Source organism: Mucilaginibacter conchicola (assembly GCF_003432115.1).
Classification (GTDB): domain Bacteria; phylum Bacteroidota; class Bacteroidia; order Sphingobacteriales; family Sphingobacteriaceae; genus Mucilaginibacter; species Mucilaginibacter conchicola.
This window is the reverse complement of sequence record NZ_QWDC01000001.1, coordinates 1,454,722-1,474,618: the sequence shown is the minus strand read 5'-3', so window position 1 is coordinate 1,474,618 and position 19,897 is coordinate 1,454,722. Positions and strand designations below refer to the sequence as shown.

Here is a 19,897-nt window from a genome sequence, read left to right as displayed (position 1 = left end):
TTAGGTAATAAAAATATAACAACGGCGTTGTTGCCTGTGTATGTTTTGCATTGCCAAAATATGTTATATTTGTGTAGCATGAAAAGCAGGTTATTTAAACACGCTATAGCGACATTGTTTCTGGGCATCTTTGTAGCAAAGATGTTCATATCAATTGCGCCCGTGTTTTTATGCCTGGATAACAAACACGTAAGGGCGGTTATTATGCAATTAGAGCATGAAACCAAGAACGAAAAGGAAGACCCCGAGAAAGATGCTTTTAAAGAAAAGAAAGCTTTTGACGAGAACCTTGTTCATTTAACCATCTATCGCCCTTATTTATTAGAGACCAACATCCTGCATAACCAGGAACGGTCGCTTTACCAACAGGTGTATCACCTGGTTGTTCCCACCCCGCCTCCCAACGCATAATTTTATTTAGCCGGATATCACTTATCCGGTGGCTTGCCGCATAAGCAAAATTTTGCCTGCGCGTAAGTTCCTGTTTCGCTGCATTTTCTGCAGCACAGTATTAATCATCACAGTTGACTTTTTTATTTAATCATTATGCAAACTAAGCAAGGTGGCACCCCTGTGGGCGATCTTAATTTAAAAAAATATTTCCTGGCCAAAAACCTTAAGAAGGATATCCCTTCGGGTTTAGTGGTGTTCCTGGTAGCGCTGCCCTTGTGTTTGGGTATTGCGCTGGCATCGGGTGCACCACTATTCTCGGGCCTTTTGGCAGGTATTGTAGGCGGTATAGTAGTAGGTACGCTTAGCGGCTCGCAACTAAGTGTGGCCGGGCCTGCCGCGGGTTTAACGGTTATCGTTTTAAACTCCATTCATAAACTTGGCTCATTTGAAGCCTTCCTGCTTTGCATCATGATAGCGGGCGCTATGCAGATCATCCTTGGTTTGGTTAAAGCCGGTACCATCGCTAATTATTTTCCGTCATCAGTAATTGAGGGGATGCTTGCTGCCATTGGCATCATCTTAATTATGAAACAGTTCCCACACGCTGTTGGGTACGATAAGGATTTTGAGGGCGATGAGGACTTTAGCCAGATGGATACCGAGAATACCTTCTCGGGCATACTGTACGCTTTACGAAAGATCAATTACGGGGCTGTGGTTATTGCCGCTGTCTCTTTAGCTATAATGGTTTATTGGCCAAAGGTCAAAAAACTTGCTGTTATTCCTGCGCCGCTGCTGGTTGTAGTTGTGGGTACTACGCTGGCGGCGGTTTTTGCAGGGACCGGTTTTGCATTGCTTGATAAGCAGTTTGTGCAGATACCGGTTGTGAATAATACTGATGAGTTTTTCGGGCTATTTAAATCGCCGAATTTTGAGGGGATAAAGAACAAGGAAGTATGGATAGTAGCAGCCACTATTGCCATAGTAGCCAGTTTAGAAACCCTGCTGAGTTTAGAAGCGGTAGACAAAATTGACCCCATTAAAAGAATATCGCCTACAAACCGCGAACTGATTGCCCAGGGTGCCGGCAACTTAGTGAGCGGTTTTTTGGGCGGTTTACCCATGACGGCCGTTATCGTACGTTCATCGGCCAATGTTGGTGCAGGTGCACGTACCAAAATGAGCGCCATTTTCCACGGCTTTTTATTGCTGATATGTTTATTGGCGATACCGACGCTGCTGAACAAGATCCCACTCTCGTGCCTTGCGGCGATATTACTTACCGTAGGTTATAAACTGGCCCGTGTAAGCCTGTTTAAACACGTTTGGCATAAAGGACTTGATCAGTTTATTCCCTTTGTGGTAACCATACTGGCGGTGGTATTTACCGACCTGCTGATAGGTGTAGGGATTGGCATGCTGGTAGGTGTTTTCTATATCCTGCGCACCAATATGCGTAATCCGTATTTCTATCACATCAGCAGCAGGGGCGGTAAAGACACTATCACTATAAAACTGGCCGAAGAGGTATCGTTCCTTAATAAAGCAGCCATACAGGTTACGCTTACCGGTTTACCTACAGGAACCGACGTGGTAATAGATGGCTCCAACTCACGCTACATTGATCCTGATGTGCTGGAAATCATCAATAATTATCGCCATAACGCCTACACCAAAGGCATTGTGGTGCAGCTTAAAGATATTAAGGAGCGCTATGATGTGCCGCCTTTAAAAGACATGGTTTACAAGCCCGAAACCACTGCACAGCCAATTGAAACTGTAGAGCAAACAATAAACTAAGTATATATCCCTGCATCTGTCCTCAAAACCCCGGTAAAACGGCCGGGGTTTTTATTGATTTTGGCAAACTCCTTGTTAGTAATGCTGTTACACAGCAAACAATAATATATGCTAAGGCAACCCAAAGAGAAACGTACGTTAAAGCAAAATCTCATGCTGTCATCGTCTACCGCGTTTGTGGCGGGCATTGTTGATGTTTGCGGGCTACTGGCTTTCCTGGCATTTACCTCAAACATTACGGGGCACGTGGCAAATCTGGCCAAGAATATCGTTAGTCAGAATTATGATTCTATTATCGTATTCGGGATATGGCTGATGATGTTCCTGTTTGGGGCGTTTGTATCGAACTTTATTGTAAAGTCGTTACAGCATATTAGCTATTACAGGGCGCATTCGGTACCTATCATCCTCGAGATATTGGTGTTGCTGTTTGTTGCTTTTTATGGCAATCATTTTTACAATGAAACGCTGCAGGAGCGGCAGATCGTGATCGGTGCTATGCTGTTTGCTATGGGTTTGCAGAATAGCCTGGTATCTAACATATCGGGCGGGTTGATCAAAACCACGCACCTGACAGGATTGTTCACAGATCTGGGCAGCGAACTGGCCGACTGGATGCACCCGCGTACCGCATCAAGCCAGGAAGTGCGGAATAAAATTTATGTACGATTAACCATCCTTACTTTTTTTATTTTTGGCGGGTTTATTGGCGGTTACTTTTTTGGCCTGTACGAGTTTAAAGTGTTTTACTTTGTGCCGGTCATTTTGCTAACCGTGCTTTATTTCGACCTGTTGCCTGTGTTTTTTCACAAGATATTTCAGATATTTTATCCAACAAAAATCAAAAGTTCATCACCTAAAAACTAATAATTATTATGTGTGCAAAATTAATTCATGACACCAGTCATATAACTTACGAAGGCCTTTTAGAAGGTAACAAGAAATTTGTAGCCGATGCTTTAAAAGAAGACCCGGATTTTTTCACCACGCTTGCCAACGGCCAAAAGCCACCCATTTTGTGGATAGGCTGTGCCGATAGCCGTGTGCCGGCTAACCAGATAACTCGTACCAACCCGGGCGAGATTTTTGTTCACCGCAACATTGCCAACATGGTTATCCATACGGATATGAACATGCTGAGCGTGCTTGACTATGCCGTGAACGTACTGCAGGTAAAACACGTAATTGTAACCGGCCACTACGGTTGCGGTGGTGTTATTGCCAGCATGACCCACAAACAATTCGGTTTGATAGACAACTGGCTGCGCCACATTAAAGATGTTTACCGCGTACACGCTGAAGAACTAAATGCGATCACTGACGAAGGTGCACGCCAGGACAGGCTGGTTGAGCTTAACGTTATTGAGAACGTTAACAACCTTGCTAAAACATCCATCGTACAAAACGCCTGGGCAAAAGGCCAGGAACTTAGCGTACACGGCTGGGTTTACAGCCTATCAACCGGTTTAATTAACGATATGAACGTAAGCACCAACAACAACTCTAAGTTAGCTGAGGTGTTTAGGTTTGATAAATAATTTGAAGAGAGTCAAGAATTAAGAGTCAAGAATCAAGACTTTCAAACCCACGCGTCATTGCTTCGTTTCTCGCAATGACGTACGTGTAAAAAAGGGCCAATCCGTACGGATTGGCCCTTTTGCTTTTTATCTTGATTCTTGACTCTTAATTCTTGATTCTCTTACTTCGCCAAAAACGGATATCTATAATCCTTTGGCGGATCAAATGTTTCTTTGATGGTACGTGGAGATACCCAACGCAGCAGGTTGATCATTGAACCGGCTTTATCGTTAGTGCCCGAACCTCTTGCACCGCCAAATGGCTGCTGACCAACAACGGCACCTGTGGGTTTATCGTTGATATAGAAGTTACCTGCAGCATTGCGAAGGCGTTGTGTTGCCTGTGCAATAGCGTAACGATCCTGCGAGATGATAGAACCTGTAAGGGCATAGATAGATGTGGTATCTATCACGTCCATGATCTGCTCAAATTGGTCATCCTCATAAACGTAAAGGGTAAGTACCGGGCCGAATAGCTCCTCACACATGGTAACGTATTTAGGATCGTCAACCTTAAGCAGGGTAGGCTCAACAAACCAGCCTTTGCTTTTGTCGTAGTTACCACCGGCAACCACTTCAACGCCTGCATCGGTTTTAGCAGCATCAATATATTTAGCCAGTTTATCAAACGATACTTCGCTGATAACGGCATTAATAAAGTTCTCAAAATCTTCGGTAGGACCCATTTTAAAAGTAGCCATTTCGCGTACCATGTGCTCTTTAACCGCAGGCCACAGGCTTGCAGGCACGTAAGCACGTGAGGCAGCAGAACATTTTTGCCCCTGGTACTCGTAAGCACCACGTAACAAAGCAGTGGCAACCACATCAGCATCGGCACTTGGGTGTGCTAATACAAAGTCTTTACCACCGGTTTCGCCCACAATGCGCGGGTAGGTTTTGTATTTGTGGATGTTGGCACCAATTTCGCCCCAGATGTGCTGGAACACTTTGGTAGAACCAGTGAAGTGGATCCCCGCAAAATCAGGGTGACTGAATACTACATCGCCAACCTCAGGGCCATCAGCATAGATCAGGTTAACAACACCATCAGGAAGACCGGCTTCTTTAAAGATCTGCATGATCACGTTGGCGGCGTAAACTTGCGTATCGGCAGGTTTCCAAACTACAACGTTGCCCATCATGGCTGCAGAAGCAGGCAGGTTACCCGCAATAGCCGTAAAGTTGAAAGGTGTTAATGCAAACACGAAACCTTCTAAAGGGCGTTGCTCCAAACGGTTCCAGATACCTTTACCAGATACAGGCGGCTGTTGCTGGTATATCTCTGTCATGTACTGCACGTTAAAGCGCAGGAAGTCGATAAACTCACATGCAGCATCAATTTCGGCCTGGTAAGCATTTTTGCTTTGGCCAAGCATGGTAGCCGCGTTGATGATAGCGCGGTACGGGCCTGCAACCAGTTCGGCAGCTTTTAAAAATATGGCTGCGCGTTGTTCCCATGGCAGGTTCTCCCAGTCGGCCTTTGCAGCCAGGGCAGCATCAATGGCAGCAACAACATGGCTTTTATCGCCATAATGGAAAGTGCCTAAAAGGTGCTGATGATCATGTGGCGGGCGCAATTCTTTCAGGTTACCGGTGCGAACTTCTTCGCCGCCGATGTACATAGGTATATCAATTTGTTGTGCGCGAGCTTTTTCGAGTGCAGCCTTAAGTGCTGCGCGTTCCGGGCTGTTTGGGCCGTAGTTTAAAACCGGCTCATTTACAGGCACAGGAACGTTAAAAAATCCTTTTAACATAGTGATCTGTGTTGAGACCGCAAAGATAGGGCTTTTGCAGCTGAAGTGCCAACCCGTAAAATGTTATAATAAGATTGTGACAGGGTGGTGATGAGAGGGGATTTCTGAAAAAATCAAATAGTTTCTTATTTTAGCTTCTTAACTCTCAAAAATTGGATTTGATAGATAAGCTTTTTAAAGAGTGGGATTTAAGCGCGTGGTCAAATGTTTTAGGCATTTTGGGATTTGTTGGCTCTACAGGAGCTTTTATTCTAAGTTTATTTATTAGATCTGATATTGAAAAAATCAAATTAGGTTATCTTTTCGACAAAACGATTGTAAAACATATAAAGAATCTTGAATCAATTGCATCACAAATTAGTAATGCTTTGAATGACTATGATAACAATAGAGATTTAATAAGAACAAAATTTTCAGAATGCCAAATTGAACTTGAGAAAATAATACCTAAACTTAGTTACGGTGAAAAAGGGAAAAGCAGGCGATTAATTAAATTTCTTAAACGAAAGAAGGTTTTGCCATTCGTTAATTTTTCTATTGTTGGCACTTCTTTAATTTCATTAATTATCCAAAAGCCAAAAGGGTTGTATCAGACAAATTATAACGATGTTTGGTTGGTTTATAACCGTCTTGTCGAAATTGGTGTACAATTAAAACACATTAAGCTTAACAAGGACAAATCTTTATAAAGATGAATAATAGTAAGGCGTATAAAATAGTAGCAAAGTTTAATCGTGATACCAAAGAAGGGAAAATTGTTTGGAGTATAACCAGAGAGAAACCTTCTTCTTTGTCAGGAAGCGAAAATTTAATAGACGATGTGTTTGTTACTCAGGTTCTAGAGAAGAAATTAAGATTGTATAGATTTCAGTATAAATCGTACTATGATGAAGATATTTATGAGTGGGTTGATAAGTATAGGTTAGAATTTGTAGGGATATGGGGGAATTCGGAATGGACGTTTCCTTATGAAATGCCTATATTCGATTTATACGAAAGCGTAAGATATAAGGTGTCAAATATAGACAAGTTTATGGAGGACTTTTTAGGAGACGATGAAGGCGAAGAGTCGAGCAACCTTAATCTTTTTTAGCTAATACAAAATACCATAATTGAAATCCTCTTCATTTTAAAAGCAACAAATAATCCATTATCCCCGCGTTCACGCCTGTTCATGCTCGTTCATATGCGTAATGGTAAACACCCCATATACCCACTTTGCCAAAAATGTTTATACTTGCAGCATGTCTGATGATGCTGTTGTAAAACGACTGAAGGTTATTGTGAAAGAACATGGCGGGCAATTGGCTCTTGCTAATGCTATAGGGGTAGACCAGGGTTTTATCAGCAAGGTGATCAACAGGAAACAGGACGTGAGTTATTACCTCATCCGCAAGCTTTGTTTCCAGTTAAAGTACTCGCCCGAGTGGCTGATACTGGGTACAGGCGATAAAATGATCCACAAGCAGGACTCGGCCAAGCTCATTACCGAGATTCAAATGCTGCGTACCGAAGTGGATATCCTGCACGCCCGTATGCGCGCTTATGAGCTGGAATTGCAGGAAATGAAAGGTGCCACTGGCAACCCGCAGCAACAGGCTGGCTAACAAAAACTTTCTTCAATATCTTAACATTGACTTAATATTAAGTGCCTGTTTTGGTAACAGAGTAGTAACATTCAACTAACATCGCGGTAATAGTTTTGCGGTATTAAATTAATACACGTGAAAAAAATTATTTACGCTATTAGCACCCTAATGCTTGTTGCGCTGTTGTTTAATGGAGCTTACGCCCAAACAACGGGTAAGATCGCCGGTAAGGTGATCGATGCAAAAACAAGTGAAACCCTTATCGGCGCTACTGTAAACATTGAAGGTACCACCACCGGTGCCGCTACTGATGTTGACGGTAAGTACACCCTCTCAGGCTTAAAACCTGGCAAATACACAGTTTTAGTACGTTACATTGGCTACCAAACCAAATCTGTTTCAGATGTTGAGGTTAAAGCAGGTGAGGTAACTGCACTAAACATTACTGCTTCGGCTTCAGAATCAACCGCTTTAAAAGAGGTTGTAGTAAGAGCCACTTACAGGCAGGCTTCTGTTGCATCATTATATGCGGTGCAAAAGAATAGTGTATCAATTTCAGATGGTATCTCATCAGAAGTTATCAAACGTTCACCAGACCGTAACACTGCTGATGTTTTAAAGCGCGTAAGCGGCGCTACTGTGCAGGATAACAAGTTCGTGGTTATCCGTGGTTTAAGTGATCGTTACAACACTGCATTATTAGATGGTGGCCCGCTGCCAAGTACCGAGAATAACCGTAAGGCTTTCTCGTTTGACATTGTTCCGTCAAACCTTGTTGAGAACCTTACCATAACCAAAACGGCTACTCCGGATAACCCGGGCGATTTTGCCGGTGGTTTGATCCACATCCAAACAAAAGACTTACCAGACCAGAATTTTATCTCATTTGGTATTGCAGGTGGTTACAACACGGCATCAACCGGTAAGGATTTCATTAGCGGCCCGCGTAACACATCAGACTATTTTGGTTTTGATAATGGTAAACGCCAATTGCCAAATGGCTTTGCTACTACAGACCAGGTTACTACTAATGCACTTACTCAACAGCAAAGCAATGCCAATTTACGCGCTATGCCTAATGACTGGAACCGCTACGTTAACACTGCACTGCCTACGCAGAACTACCAGTTCTCAATCGGTCGCGTGCATGATGCTAAGGAAAGCGGTAACCGTTTCGGTGCCATATTTGCACTTACTTACCGTAACCAGCAAAATATCTACAGCGATATTCAGCGCGATTTTTATCAGTATAAATACAATGATGACGCTTATAAATTCAGTACCAACGTTGGTGCTTTGTTAAACCTGGGTTACACCTTTGGTAAGAACAAGATCACCTTCAAAAACGTTTACAACAGAATTTATGACGATCAATATCTTGGTCGCGAGGGGCATAACAACTCAGATCTTGACGTAAAATATTACGCGTTTGACTTACAGCAAAAAGCCTTATTAAAATCAACCTTAGAAGGTAACCACCCTATAGGCGAGAAAGGTGCTAAGTTAAACTGGGAATTGAGCTACGGTAACGTACTTAATGACCAGCCTGGTCAGCGTAAAGCGCTTTATACCCGCCAAACAAATTCAGGCGAGCCTTTCCGTGCGCAGCTTACTTCACTTACTAAAGAGAACTCAACCTTATTTGGTAAACTGAATGAGGATTCATACTCAGGCGGTGTAAATTACAGCATGCCTGTGAAGTTGTTTACCCAATCAACGTTTAAAGCAGGGGTATCAAGCCTTTACCGTACAAGAAGGTATGATGTACGTTTCGTAGGCCCATTGTTTGCAGATGCGTTTGCTAACGACCCTAATAATTTTGATGAGTTGAACCAGATAATGCAACGCCCTTTAAACACCTTGTTTGCTCCAGATCTTATCAATCGCGGCGTTTACAAACTGGCCGAGGTTGCGCTTACCCCGTCTGACTCTTATACGGCAAACTCAACCACCAATGCAGGTTATTTAATGCTTGATAACAAGCTTACCGAAAAATTGCGTTTTGTTTGGGGTGCACGTGTTGAGCAATTTACAACCAACGTAACGCCGATATCTTACCAAAACCCCGGCGATAATGTGCACCAGCAGTATACCGACATATTGCCGTCTGCTAACCTTACTTATGCCCTTACCGAAAAGATCAACCTGCGTGCATCATACTCACGTACATTGGCAAGGCCTGAGTTTAGAGAGTTGGCAACGTCTCAATATTATGACTATGAACTGTTGGCGTTCCAGCAAGGTAATCCTAACTTAAAGCGTACCAACATCGATAACTTCGACGTTCGTTTTGAGTTGTTCCCTTCTGCCGGTCAGATATTTTCGGTATCAGGTTTCTATAAGAAATTTAAAAACGCCATCGAAGCATTTAACAGTGATGGTACATCAACCCGTATCATCCAGTACTTTAACAGTGCACGTGCCAATGTGTACGGTGTGGAGTTAGAGGCGCGTAAATCTCTTGACTTTATTAAACCTACTGATTTCCTGAAAAACACTACTGTTTATGCTAACGTATCTGTGGCTAAATCAGTAGCAGATAACCCTGTTAACGCGGGTATTAACCTGCAATACAAAGATCGCCCGTTGCTTGGCCAGGCTCCTTACGTTATTAACGCAGGCGTACAACACAGCTTCCTTAACAACAAGTTAATATTTAACGCATTGTACAACCGTGTGGGCCCAAGATTGAGCCTTGCTGCAGGTGCACTTTACAAGAATGTGTTTGATGTGCCGCGCGATGTTATCGATGCCCAGTTAGGCTTAAAAGTTCTTAAAGGTAAAGGCGAGATCAAGATCAACGCAGGCGATATTCTTAACCAGCGTTTCACCTTCTTCTTTGATGATAACAATAACAAGAGGTTTGACAAAGGTGATTATACGCAAAGCAGTTACCGTGTAGGTTCTACTTATACAGCATCATTCACTTACACCCTGTAGTATTAATACAAGGTTAATAAACTACAATGTTATTTAACATAGGTTTAAACCGTGCGTAATCTTAAGTTCAAACCATAAGGGTTTCTTTGATAAACGAAATTAAATTAAATTAAATCAAGCGATGAAAAAAGTTTTATTACTTGCTGTACTTAGCGCGAGTATTTTTGTAACCAGCTGTTCAAAAAATACAGTTGACCCTAACGGTGGTGGTGGCACTACTCCGCCGCCTACCAACACAGATGGTGTTGTTACAATCTCTGGCGACATTACAGCAAACACAACCTGGACCAAAGACAAAATTTACCTTTTAAAAGGTAACGTATTCGTAACCGGCAACGTAACTCTTAAAATTGAGGCTGGTACAATCATTAAAGGTGATAAAGCTACTAAAGGTGCTTTGATCATTACCCGCGGTTCTAAAATTGATGCACAAGGTACAGCTGAGGCACCTATCGTGTTCACTTCAAACATTGCTGCCGGTGGCCGTGCACAAGGCGACTGGGGTGGCGTTATCCTTTTGGGTAAAGCTCCAAACAACATCGGTACTTCAGTACCAATTGAAGGTATTTCTGATGCTACTGATAAAGGTAAGCACGGTGGTACCGAAGCTGGTGACAACTCTGGTATCATGAAATACGTACGTATCGAGTACGCTGGTATTCCATTGAGCCCAGATAACGAGATCAACGGTTTAACTTTTGGTAGCGTTGGTTCTGGTACTACTATCGAGTTCATCGAAGTTTACCGTTCTGGTGACGATGCTTACGAGTGGTTTGGTGGTACTGTAAACGCTAAACACCTTTTAGCTATCGATACCTGGGATGATGACTTTGATACCGATAACGGTTTCTCTGGTAAGATCCAATTTGGTTTAGCTCAACGTTTAGCTGCAACTGCCGACGTATCTGGTTCAAACGGTTTCGAGTCTGATAACAACTCTGCCGGTACTGCCGCTGAGCCAAAAACTTCAGCTATCTTCTCTAACATGACTATCTTAGGTCCAAAAGAGAAATCTGATTTCACTGCTATCAACGCTAACTTCCAGCATGGTGCGCAAATCCGTCGTAACTCAGCTATGAGCCTATTTAACTCAGTAATTGTTGGTTACACAGAAGGTGTTTACTATGATGACGGTTTGCCGGCTACCGGTTCTAACTCATCTGGTAACTTAGCTTCTGGTGCATCTGTATTTGCTAACAACTTAATAGCTGGTAGCAACGTTAAAGGCAACCAGATCAAAGCTTCAAACGCTGATGCTAAAACAGCTATCACTACATTGTTAAACGCTGCTGGTAACACTTTCTCACCAGATATTTACGGTGCAGGTATCTACGCAGATCCATACAAATTCTCTGCTGATATTGCAGGTGGTACAAGAACCGGTAAACCAAACTTTACTCAAATCACTGGTTCACCTGCTTTAACCGGTGCATTATTCACAAACGATAAAGTTAAAACTGGTTTTGATGTAGTTGCTTACAAAGGTGCATTTGGTACTGAAGACTGGACTACTGGTTGGGCTCATTTTGATCCACAATCACTTCCATACACTACTCCAGGTGCTGTTAAATAATTAGTACTACGGTTTACATTAATAATAAAAAAGCGCCCTTTGCGAAAGCAAGGGCGCTTTTTCTGTTTAGTAACTACAGTGGTTAACGATTATATGGATACTCGTTTATCCAGTTGAACCCACGGCTATTGAGCCTGAATTTCTTCAAATCAAATTGCGTCATCCGGATATATACCGAATCGGCTTTGTCTTTGCCTTTCATCAGTAACTCGCCTTTTTTAGGTAATGTATAGGTGTAATACGCTTTATTGGCGGTATCGGCATAGTTAAACATCACTATAGTGCGTTTAATAGTGTCAATCTTCCAATCGTAGCGTTTAATGCTGTCGTTCATCATTTTTACTCGGGCGCCACCGGTATAGGCAAGTATCAACTTGTTCCAACGGGTACTGTCTGTTGTAAGCGGGGGTATGGTATCGCGGTTACGCACAAAGCTTTGTACCTGGTAAATACCATATAGGGGCGGTTTAGGCATGCGGGTACCGTAATTGCTCATGGCATTTACATCATTCTCAATATTACCAGCCAGTACAAAAAATATCAAAGCATACTTAACAACCGCGGCAGTAATATTGGCCCAGCGCTTTTTAAACTTATGAGGGCCAAGGTTGGCAGGGGCTGCAGGTTTATTCAGCAAAAAGAAATTGGTTAATCGAACGGCATCCTTAAATAACAGGAACATGCTCATCACCGTAAGCATGGTTGATAGTAGCTTTACCGGCACATCAAACGAGTAATTGATGGCCATAATGTTACCCGCAACCACCAGCCCTAATAGCGCTCCAAGCGTAGCCGTACGGCGAAAGAATAATAACAATCCACAAGCCAGTTCACCTAGGCCGGTGAACAGGTTAAACCCAGTTGAGTACCCCATATACGTCCAGGCCAGGCCCATGGGCGAAGTATCGCCGATAGGCTCAAGCAAACGGTTAAGATCAGGATATGGGAATTGCAGTTTAATAATTTTTACAAAACCGTAGGTTACCATGGTTACCGCCACATAATAACGTACAACCACAGTGAGCCAATAGAATAGCCTGTTATAATTACGCACCCTGCGGTCGGCTATCGTCCAGATGAGGGTTGATACAAGAGCTGTAACAAACATTAGCAACAGCATCACATAATCATAAGTAGTATCGCCACTGCCGTTGGTAAATACCGTTATAGGATTTTTAAGATGAAGTATATGATTGCCCAACCAAACCGCCAGGTTATGGAATGCCGGGATATACAACTCATATAAAATATCAGAATAGGGCAGCACCCCGTTGGGGTTAAAGAACATGTAAAGCAGAAAGAACACCAGGAAAAAGCGCACAGCAATTTTGCGCGGGGCCGACCAATACAACGGCTCATCAGCATTAGTTGTCATGTAAAACGGGTTTAGTTTACCCTAAAATAGTAAAATCTAAATGCTATTTAATAATGAGGATAAGGTTGTTACACTTAGTTGTGCGGTAGGCTGGCCGTTCAGCAGCACAGTTATACGGCCGGCATCTTTATGCAATTGTAACCTGCCTTTAAATAGGAGCCCTTCGCCATCGGCAATAAATTGGTTAAGCTTACTTACCGATTCGAGCCGGCAGGCAAGATCAACATGGCCGTCATTTAGGCTCAGGCGAACCTTTTTGTTCTCTGTATCGGCGCAAAGCCACAAGCCCGGGTTTATTTCTACAGATGCCATACTCTTAATCTAAGATACAATTTACGGGCCTTATAAAACCAATTGATAATGGCATTTGTATCATTTGATATAATTATATATGCCCATGACTCCCATTTTTTTTAATATCGGCGGAAAGAACCTGAAGATCATCCCAAATGTACAGGCGGCAGCTAATGGCCATCCTGTTATTACTTATACCTATAACATCTATGATGCTGACGAACACGAAGACGACGCGCTTGAGAATCAGCAGGAAGCAGAATTATTGTTAGACAAAAAGCTCGACTCCAACTATCGGGGATTTATAACTTTTGAAGATCCCGGCAAGATGTTCACCTATACACCTGATGGAAAGGATGAACTAACGGCTACCGAAATAGAGGAGATCATTGAAAATATAAGCCATTTCCGTGATCATCCAGGTATGTGGCATCTGGACGAATAACCGTTTAATTTACTAACTTACATTCACCAATTTAATCCATTATGGCGAATGTAAACCTCAATAACTTCGCAGATAACACTTTTGATGCAATAGTCATAGGTTCGGGCATTAGCGGCGGCTGGGCTGCCAAAGAGCTTTGCGAACATGGCCTTAAAACCCTTGTGCTTGAGCGGGGCAAGGATGTAGTACATCTTAAAGATTATCCCACAGCTACTAAAAACCCATGGGATTTTCCGCACCGCGGTCAATTGCCGCTTGATGTGAAAACGGAGAACCCCGTTGTTGACCGCTGTTATGCCTTCGGCGAAGCCACCGAACACTTTTTTGTGAAGGATAAGGAACACCCGTATGTGCAGGATAAGCCATTCGACTGGATACGCGGATACCAGGTAGGGGGGAAATCATTGTTGTGGGCAAGGCAAACCCAGCGCTGGAGTAAGTTCGATTTTGAAGGCCCTGCCCGTGATGGCTTTGCTGTAGACTGGCCCATCCGCTATGATGATATTGCACCATGGTATAGCCATGTAGAGCGCTTTGCAGGCATTAGCGGTAACCACGACGGACTGGAAACCCTGCCCGATGGCGAGTTCCTTCCTGCCTGGACAATGAATGTGGTAGAGAAAGAGATCCAAAAGCGCATTATGGCCAATTACAAAGACCGTGATGTGATCATTGGCAGGTGTGCACACCTTACCGAGCCGAAAGAGATACATCTGCAGCAGGGCAGGGGCAAATGCCAGGCGCGCAGCCTTTGCGAACGCGGATGCCCTTTCGGCGGGTATTTTAGTTCCAATTCATCAACCATACCATGGGCCGCTAAAACGGGCAACTTAACCTTGAGGCCCGATGCTGTGGTGCATTCCATTATCTATGATGATAAAACGCAGAAGGCCACAGGCGTGCGCGTTATTGATGCACATACCAACAAGGCTATTGAATATTTTGCAAAGGTGATATTTGTTAATGGTGCTACTTTGAATAGTAACCTCATATTGCTTAATTCCACTTCAAACCGTTTCCCAAATGGTTTGGGGAATGATAATGGTTTGCTGGGTAAATACATCGCATTCCACAACTACCGCGGCTCCATGACGGCCAGTTTTGATGGCCCTATGGACAGCTACTATTATGGCCGCCGGCCTACTGCGGTGATGATGCCAAACTTCAGAAATGTGCATAAGCAGGAAACCGATTTTTTGCGGGGCTACATGGTTTTTTATACCGCTACCCGTGCAGGCTGGGGCCATTATACTGATGGCGCGCCGCTGGGGGCAGAGTTTAAGGAGAACATCAGCGATGCAGGCCCCTGGGGTATTTACATGATGATGCAGGGCGAAACCATCCCCAAAGCCAGCAATTCTGTACAGCTAAGCGACAGCCTGAGAGATAAATGGGGCGTGCCGCAACTGCGGGTGTCTGTTGATTATGATGATAATGACGTGAAGTCGCTTAAAGACTTTTTACAGCAGGGAGCAGAAATGCTGGATAAAGCCGGCTGCAAGGATATAGCCACAAACGACAGTAAACAAGCTCCGGGACTGGATATCCACGAGATAGGCGGCGTGCGCATGGGGCATGATCCTAAAACATCAATGCTCAACAAATGGAACCAACTGCACGCCTGCAAAAACGTATTTGTTACCGATGGCGCCTGCATGACCTCGACCGGTACACAAAACCCGTCGCTAACGTTTATGGCGCTCACCGCCCGCGCAGCCAACCATGCGGTTGAAGCTTTAAAGAAAGGTGAAGTTTAGTAAGAGCATACCCCATCCTTGCGGGATGGGGTACGCTAAATATTTTTGGTTATTGGTGTCCTCACCGACATTATTTCCACTCATTTATCGCTTCGCCAAGGTCATAAACCGGTACTCCGGTAACTGATGCACTGATGATGCCCACGGCAGCGGCAGAACGGTAACCTGCAGCACAATGCACCAGTATGGGTTTATCGGCAGGTATCTCACCTACACGCTCGCGAAGCTCGGGTAGTGGGATGGTTAAAGCATCGGCAAATAGTTTGCCTGCTTTTATTTCGGCCCAATTGCGCACATCAATGATGGTATAGTTATCAGGGTTAGCTTTAAAGTCGGCCATATCAAGACAAGCCGATTGCTCCGTTGCGGTCGATGGTGTTAAAACTGCTGCTTTAATATTACGTTCGTAACCAATTTTAGCTGCTTTGGTGATGGCCGTATCTAAGGCCGCATCGTTCTCAGCAATCAGGTAAAAAGCTTCATCAGGGCCAATTACCGAACCCAGCCAGGTCTCAAATTTTTCAGCATCCTGCAGGTTAAAAGAACCTTTTACGTGGCCTTTGCGATAAGCATCGCGGTTGCGGGTATCGATGATCAAGGCATCACTCAGATCTATCTCCTGCGATGGTTTAGCTACAGCGGCAATACTTTCAGTAAAGCCGGGCGCGCCGTTCTTGTTCAGCTCTACGTCGTAGCCAAAGTATTTGGGCATAAATGGTTGGTCGGCCATCAGGGTATTTACGAAAGCCAGTTCATCCATCAATTGCAGGGCGTAGTTTTCGCGCAGCTCTTTACCAATAGTGCTATGCAGATCAGGGCTCATGCTTTTGCCGCAAAGCGAACCTGGGCCGTGTGCCGGGTAAACGGTTACATGGGCAGGTAGGGTCATCAGCTTCTCGCGGGTACTGTGGTACATCTGGCGGGCTAATTCTTCTTTTTTGGCCGTGATGTTGCCGGCAGATTCGCGCAGATCGGGGCGGCCCACATCGCCTGCAAACAAAGTATCACCGGTGAAAATGGCGCAATCCTTACTGTTCTCGTCTTCTAATAAGATACAGATAGAATCGGGCGAGTGGCCGGGGGTATTGATGGCTTTCAGTTTGATGTCTTCCAGTTTTATCACGTCACCATCATCGAAGGTATCGTGAGGATATTCCGCACCAGCCAGTTTACTCACATAAATGGTGGCACCGGTAGTTTGGTGGATCTCGAAGTGAGAACTCACAAAATCGGCGTGGGGGTGGGTTTCTATCACTCCTACGATCTCCGCTTCGTGCAGCGTAGCGAAATCATAATAAGGCTGCGGGTTGCGTGCCGGGTCAATAACTATCATCTTCCCGCTGCGTACTATGGCATACGAAGCATGTGCCAGGCCCTTATCGTAAAACTGGTGAATTATCATAATGAAATCAGTGCCGCAAAGATAGGATTTTTAAAGAAGCAAAATTCTCTTAGACATGTCATTTCGAGCGAGCGACGGCGAGGAGAAATCCTGTTGTTGATGCTCCACTCTTGGCTTGTCTTATCTAACAAGATTTCTCCTCGTACCTCGGTCGAAATGACAGGGTGCTATAATAAAAATGTCATTGCGATCCGCCGGCTGGCGGAGAAGCAATCTCGTCGCGTTTATTCCTGGCATGCTATGAGATTATTAATGTGTTTAATTTCTATTAGGGTATTAATGAGCTCCCGTAGGTCGGTTGTCCACGTCGCTGTCGCTCCTCGCAATGACACGGTGGTTATATACTGATAAAACAGCAAAGCCCGACAAATGTCGGGCTTTGCAAAAACTAATCTCTGGTCACAAATCTCTGATCACTAATGCCTACCACACCTTTATCCTGTCTTCAGGTTTTTTGTACATTTTATCCTCAGGTTTAATACCGAAAGCAGCGTACCAGGCATCCATATTGGTAATAGGTGCATTGGTGCGGAATTGCTCCGGCGAGTGTGGATCCGTCAGAATACGTTGCGCAGCCGATTCAGGGCGTTGCTGGCCTCTCCAAACTTGTGCCCATGAAAGGAAAAAACGCTGATCCGGCGTAAAACCGTCAATTTTGCTGTTTGATTTTCCCTGTTTAGTTTTCTTGAATGCTTCGTAAGCGATGTTTAAACCACCCAGGTCGGCAAGGTTTTCGCCGAGGGTAAGTTTACCGTTAACGTGCATGGTATCTAATACCGTAAAGGCATTGTACTGGTTCTCTACCTGTGTGGCGCGAACTTTAAATTTATCGGCATCGTCTTTTGTCCACCAGTCGCGCAGGGTGCCATCGGCATCATACTGGCGGCCCTGGTCGTCAAAACCGTGGGTCATTTCGTGGCCTATAACTGCGCCTATGCCACCGTAGTTTACAGCGTCATCCGCACCAAAATCAAAGAACGGAAACTGCAGGATACCGGCAGGGAACGCGATCTCGTTAGTGGTTGGGTTGTAGTATGCGTTAACGGTAGGCGGTGTCATGCCCCAGCGGGTTTTATCAACCGGTTTACCCAAACGGCTAACGTTGAAGTTGTAACGCCAGATAGATAAACGCTTAAGGTTGCCGGCATAATCGTTACGGTCGATAACCACGCCATCATAAGTTTCCCATTTATCGGGGTAGCCAATTTTAACGGTGAAGGCATTTAGTTTGGTTAAGGCTTTTGCTTTGGTGGCATCGCTCATCCATTCTAAACGTTTAATGCGGTCGCCAAGGGTTACTTTAAGGTTGTTCACCAGGTCGAGCATGTATTTCTTAGCCGCAGGTGTAAAGTATTTCTCTACATAAAGCTGGCCAAGCAATTCGCCCAGGCTGCCATCAACCAGGCCGCTCATACGTTCGGTGCGCGGGGTTTCAACCTTTTGGCCGCTTAATGCGCTGCTGTAAGCAAAAGCCGCTTTCACAAACGGCGAGCTTAATGATGATGCCGAACCTTTCAAAACGTTCCATTTTAGATAGGTTTTCCAATCCTCAACAGAAGTAGCAGCCAGCATGGCATCAATATCTTTAAAGAAAGCCGGTTGACCAACCAGTACGGTATCCTGACCGTTAACTTTCAGCATTGGCAACAACTTCACCCAGTTTAAATGCGGGGTGGTTTTGCTGAAATCGGCTACCGAAAATTTGTTGTAGGTAACATTAGGGTCGCGCATGGCAACACGGCTCAACTGCGAATTAGCCAATTTCTTCTCCATTTCAAAAATGGTATTGGCATTTTTAGTAGCTGCATCCTGCTGGGAACCTGTTAAGGTAAACAGAGTGCTGATGTATGTTTTCAGCGCATCCTGAATTTTTTTAGAGCGGGCATCATCTTTCAGATAATTGTCCCTATCCGGCAGGCTGGTGCCGCCCTGGCGTAGTTGGGTAATGTAGTTATCTACGTGCTTAGAATCCTGCCCAACACCAAAACCAAACAGCGGGCTGCCTACACCATTAACGCGCTCGTATATCAGCTCATTAATGATGCCGTTAAGGTCACTGATCTTGTCGATACGTTCCAGATCAGCCTGGATAGGGGTATATCCTTTTTTCTCGATGGCAAGGCTGTCCATGCCGCTGGCGTAAAGATCGCCAACGCGTTGTTTAAGGCTACCTTTTGGCTGGTTGGTATTCTTGCTCACCTCGGTAAGCAGGGCCAACAATCTGTCGGTGTTTTCTTGCCTCAGGATGTTGAAACTACCCCAGCGAGTTTCTTTTGCCGGGATGGCGTTCTGCTTTATCCATCCGCCGTTGGCGTACTCAAAAAAGTCGTCGCCGGGCTTAACGGACATATCCATGTTAGCAGGGTCGATGAATTTTTTCGGGGGATTGGCGGATGTTTTACCTTTTACAGGTTTGTCGCCGTGTGCGGCATATACGCTGGCCGAAAGGCATAGCGCACCAGCCAGCATCAGATTAGTGAACTTTAACTTCATAATTAAATCAGTAAAAAGCTAAAGTTAAAAATTTAATGTGCGTTGAGGCAAGTACTAAAACGGGATGGGGTATTTAGCGATTAAACCAGCTGATAACAACTGATAACCTCGACATCCTGATAATAGCTGCCAGAAAGCGGTTTACGGGCAATGTTCTCATTTTTATTGATGTGCTTGTTAGGTATAAACGCCTGTATGTAAAATTATTGTTGCGAAAATGTGAGCCAGTGTAATTTATAATGGTTCTAAGGGTTGGGTATCTGTTTATTACCCTGCATGCCGTGCTATCAATGGGGCGGCAATGAATGAAAGGGCAAATTCATTGCCGTCGGTTTCAACCGACGGGATTTAAGATCAATTGCCACATGTTTCCGCCCCCTGAATGGGATGGAAATGAAGATAATCAGGAATAGGATCGTCATCATTGCCATCGGTTTCAACCGACGGATACAGGATAGATAAAATAAATTCATTGCCGCCCGCTTCAGCAGGCGGATTTAAAAGC

Annotated in this window: 16 protein-coding genes; 11 read left to right on the top strand and 5 right to left on the bottom strand. The window is 44.4% G+C overall.

Features of this window, described 5'->3' with window-relative positions:
* Window positions 1-78 precede the first annotated feature (78 nt).
* From D0C36_RS06565 to can, 4 genes are all read left to right on the top strand, one after another.
* Window positions 79-411, top strand: a complete 333-nt coding sequence (locus tag D0C36_RS06565; protein WP_117390748.1) for a hypothetical protein — start codon at window positions 79-81, stop codon at window positions 409-411.
* A 135-nt stretch (window positions 412-546) separates the two neighbouring features.
* Window positions 547-2,193, top strand: coding sequence for a SulP family inorganic anion transporter (locus D0C36_RS06560; RefSeq protein ID WP_117390747.1), 1,647 nt, complete (start codon window positions 547-549; stop codon window positions 2,191-2,193).
* 108 nt (window positions 2,194-2,301) lie between these two features.
* Window positions 2,302-3,060: a YoaK family protein gene (locus D0C36_RS06555; protein ID WP_117390746.1), complete on the top strand. Its 759-nt coding sequence runs from the start codon at window positions 2,302-2,304 to the stop codon at window positions 3,058-3,060.
* 8 nt (window positions 3,061-3,068) lie between these two features.
* Window positions 3,069-3,731: a carbonate dehydratase gene (gene can, locus D0C36_RS06550; protein ID WP_117390745.1), complete on the top strand. Its 663-nt coding sequence runs from the start codon at window positions 3,069-3,071 to the stop codon at window positions 3,729-3,731.
* Between the two features lie 161 nt (window positions 3,732-3,892).
* Here can and pruA read toward each other — a convergent pair whose 3' ends face one another.
* Entirely contained in the window at window positions 3,893-5,524 is a 1,632-nt protein-coding gene (pruA, locus tag D0C36_RS06545; protein ID WP_117390744.1) for an L-glutamate gamma-semialdehyde dehydrogenase, read from the bottom strand.
* 152 nt (window positions 5,525-5,676) lie between these two features.
* Between pruA and D0C36_RS06540 the strand changes: the two genes are divergently transcribed.
* From D0C36_RS06540 to D0C36_RS06520, 5 genes are all read left to right on the top strand, one after another.
* Window positions 5,677-6,213 (top strand): hypothetical protein, encoded by a 537-nt coding sequence (locus tag D0C36_RS06540; protein ID WP_117390743.1) that lies wholly within the window; start codon window positions 5,677-5,679, stop codon window positions 6,211-6,213.
* Window positions 6,214-6,215: 2 nt separating this feature from the next.
* Complete coding sequence (locus D0C36_RS06535) at window positions 6,216-6,617, top strand: hypothetical protein (RefSeq protein ID WP_117390742.1); 402 nt, start codon at window positions 6,216-6,218, stop codon at window positions 6,615-6,617.
* A 100-nt stretch (window positions 6,618-6,717) separates the two neighbouring features.
* Window positions 6,718-7,131: a helix-turn-helix domain-containing protein gene (locus D0C36_RS06530; RefSeq protein WP_147321943.1), complete on the top strand. Its 414-nt coding sequence runs from the start codon at window positions 6,718-6,720 to the stop codon at window positions 7,129-7,131.
* 117 nt (window positions 7,132-7,248) lie between these two features.
* Window positions 7,249-10,053: a TonB-dependent receptor gene (locus tag D0C36_RS06525; RefSeq protein WP_233524424.1), complete on the top strand. Its 2,805-nt coding sequence runs from the start codon at window positions 7,249-7,251 to the stop codon at window positions 10,051-10,053.
* 121 nt (window positions 10,054-10,174) lie between these two features.
* Complete coding sequence (locus D0C36_RS06520) at window positions 10,175-11,626, top strand: hypothetical protein (protein WP_117390739.1); 1,452 nt, start codon at window positions 10,175-10,177, stop codon at window positions 11,624-11,626.
* An 82-nt stretch (window positions 11,627-11,708) separates the two neighbouring features.
* Here D0C36_RS06520 and D0C36_RS06515 read toward each other — a convergent pair whose 3' ends face one another.
* Both D0C36_RS06515 and D0C36_RS06510 read right to left on the bottom strand, forming a co-directional pair.
* On the bottom strand, window positions 11,709-13,001 hold the full coding sequence (locus D0C36_RS06515; RefSeq protein ID WP_117390738.1) for a hypothetical protein: 1,293 nt from the start codon (window positions 12,999-13,001) through the stop codon (window positions 11,709-11,711).
* Window positions 13,002-13,037: 36 nt separating this feature from the next.
* On the bottom strand, window positions 13,038-13,313 hold the full coding sequence (locus D0C36_RS06510; RefSeq protein WP_117390737.1) for a hypothetical protein: 276 nt from the start codon (window positions 13,311-13,313) through the stop codon (window positions 13,038-13,040).
* 85 nt (window positions 13,314-13,398) lie between these two features.
* On the opposite strand from D0C36_RS06510, the gene D0C36_RS06505 reads away from it, so the two are divergent.
* Together D0C36_RS06505 and D0C36_RS06500 are read left to right on the top strand one after the other, a co-directional pair.
* Window positions 13,399-13,740, top strand: a complete 342-nt coding sequence (locus D0C36_RS06505; RefSeq protein ID WP_117390736.1) for a hypothetical protein — start codon at window positions 13,399-13,401, stop codon at window positions 13,738-13,740.
* A gap of 41 nt (window positions 13,741-13,781) precedes the next feature.
* Window positions 13,782-15,497: a GMC oxidoreductase gene (locus D0C36_RS06500; RefSeq protein WP_117390735.1), complete on the top strand. Its 1,716-nt coding sequence runs from the start codon at window positions 13,782-13,784 to the stop codon at window positions 15,495-15,497.
* 70 nt (window positions 15,498-15,567) lie between these two features.
* Here the strand turns inward: D0C36_RS06500 and D0C36_RS06495 are convergent, their stop codons facing one another.
* Entirely contained in the window at window positions 15,568-16,899 is a 1,332-nt protein-coding gene (locus D0C36_RS06495; RefSeq protein WP_117390734.1) for an MBL fold metallo-hydrolase, read from the bottom strand.
* Window positions 16,900-17,322: 423 nt separating this feature from the next.
* Window positions 17,323-19,392 (bottom strand): M13 family metallopeptidase, encoded by a 2,070-nt coding sequence (locus D0C36_RS06490; protein ID WP_117390733.1) that lies wholly within the window; start codon window positions 19,390-19,392, stop codon window positions 17,323-17,325.
* Window positions 19,393-19,897: the final 505 nt, after the last annotated feature.

Bases quoted from the DNA above. Each gene is read 5' to 3' on its own strand.
- D0C36_RS06555 (WP_117390746.1), top strand. From the start codon at position 2,302: ATGCTAAGGCAACCCAAAGAGAAACGTACGTTAAAGCAAAATCTCATG.
- can (WP_117390745.1), top strand. From the start codon at position 3,069: ATGTGTGCAAAATTAATTCATGACACCAGTCATATAACTTACGAAGGC.
- D0C36_RS06500 (WP_117390735.1), top strand. From the start codon at position 13,782: ATGGCGAATGTAAACCTCAATAACTTCGCAGATAACACTTTTGATGCA.
- D0C36_RS06535 (WP_117390742.1), top strand. From the start codon at position 6,216: ATGAATAATAGTAAGGCGTATAAAATAGTAGCAAAGTTTAATCGTGAT.
- D0C36_RS06520 (WP_117390739.1), top strand. From the start codon at position 10,175: ATGAAAAAAGTTTTATTACTTGCTGTACTTAGCGCGAGTATTTTTGTA.
- D0C36_RS06510 (WP_117390737.1), bottom strand. From the start codon at position 13,313: ATGGCATCTGTAGAAATAAACCCGGGCTTGTGGCTTTGCGCCGATACA.
- D0C36_RS06560 (WP_117390747.1), top strand. From the start codon at position 547: ATGCAAACTAAGCAAGGTGGCACCCCTGTGGGCGATCTTAATTTAAAA.
- D0C36_RS06530 (WP_147321943.1), top strand. From the start codon at position 6,718: ATGGTAAACACCCCATATACCCACTTTGCCAAAAATGTTTATACTTGC.
- D0C36_RS06565 (WP_117390748.1), top strand. From the start codon at position 79: ATGAAAAGCAGGTTATTTAAACACGCTATAGCGACATTGTTTCTGGGC.
- D0C36_RS06495 (WP_117390734.1), bottom strand. From the start codon at position 16,899: ATGATAATTCACCAGTTTTACGATAAGGGCCTGGCACATGCTTCGTAT.
- D0C36_RS06490 (WP_117390733.1), bottom strand. From the start codon at position 19,392: ATGAAGTTAAAGTTCACTAATCTGATGCTGGCTGGTGCGCTATGCCTT.
- D0C36_RS06505 (WP_117390736.1), top strand. From the start codon at position 13,399: ATGACTCCCATTTTTTTTAATATCGGCGGAAAGAACCTGAAGATCATC.
- D0C36_RS06515 (WP_117390738.1), bottom strand. From the start codon at position 13,001: ATGACAACTAATGCTGATGAGCCGTTGTATTGGTCGGCCCCGCGCAAA.
- pruA (WP_117390744.1), bottom strand. From the start codon at position 5,524: ATGTTAAAAGGATTTTTTAACGTTCCTGTGCCTGTAAATGAGCCGGTT.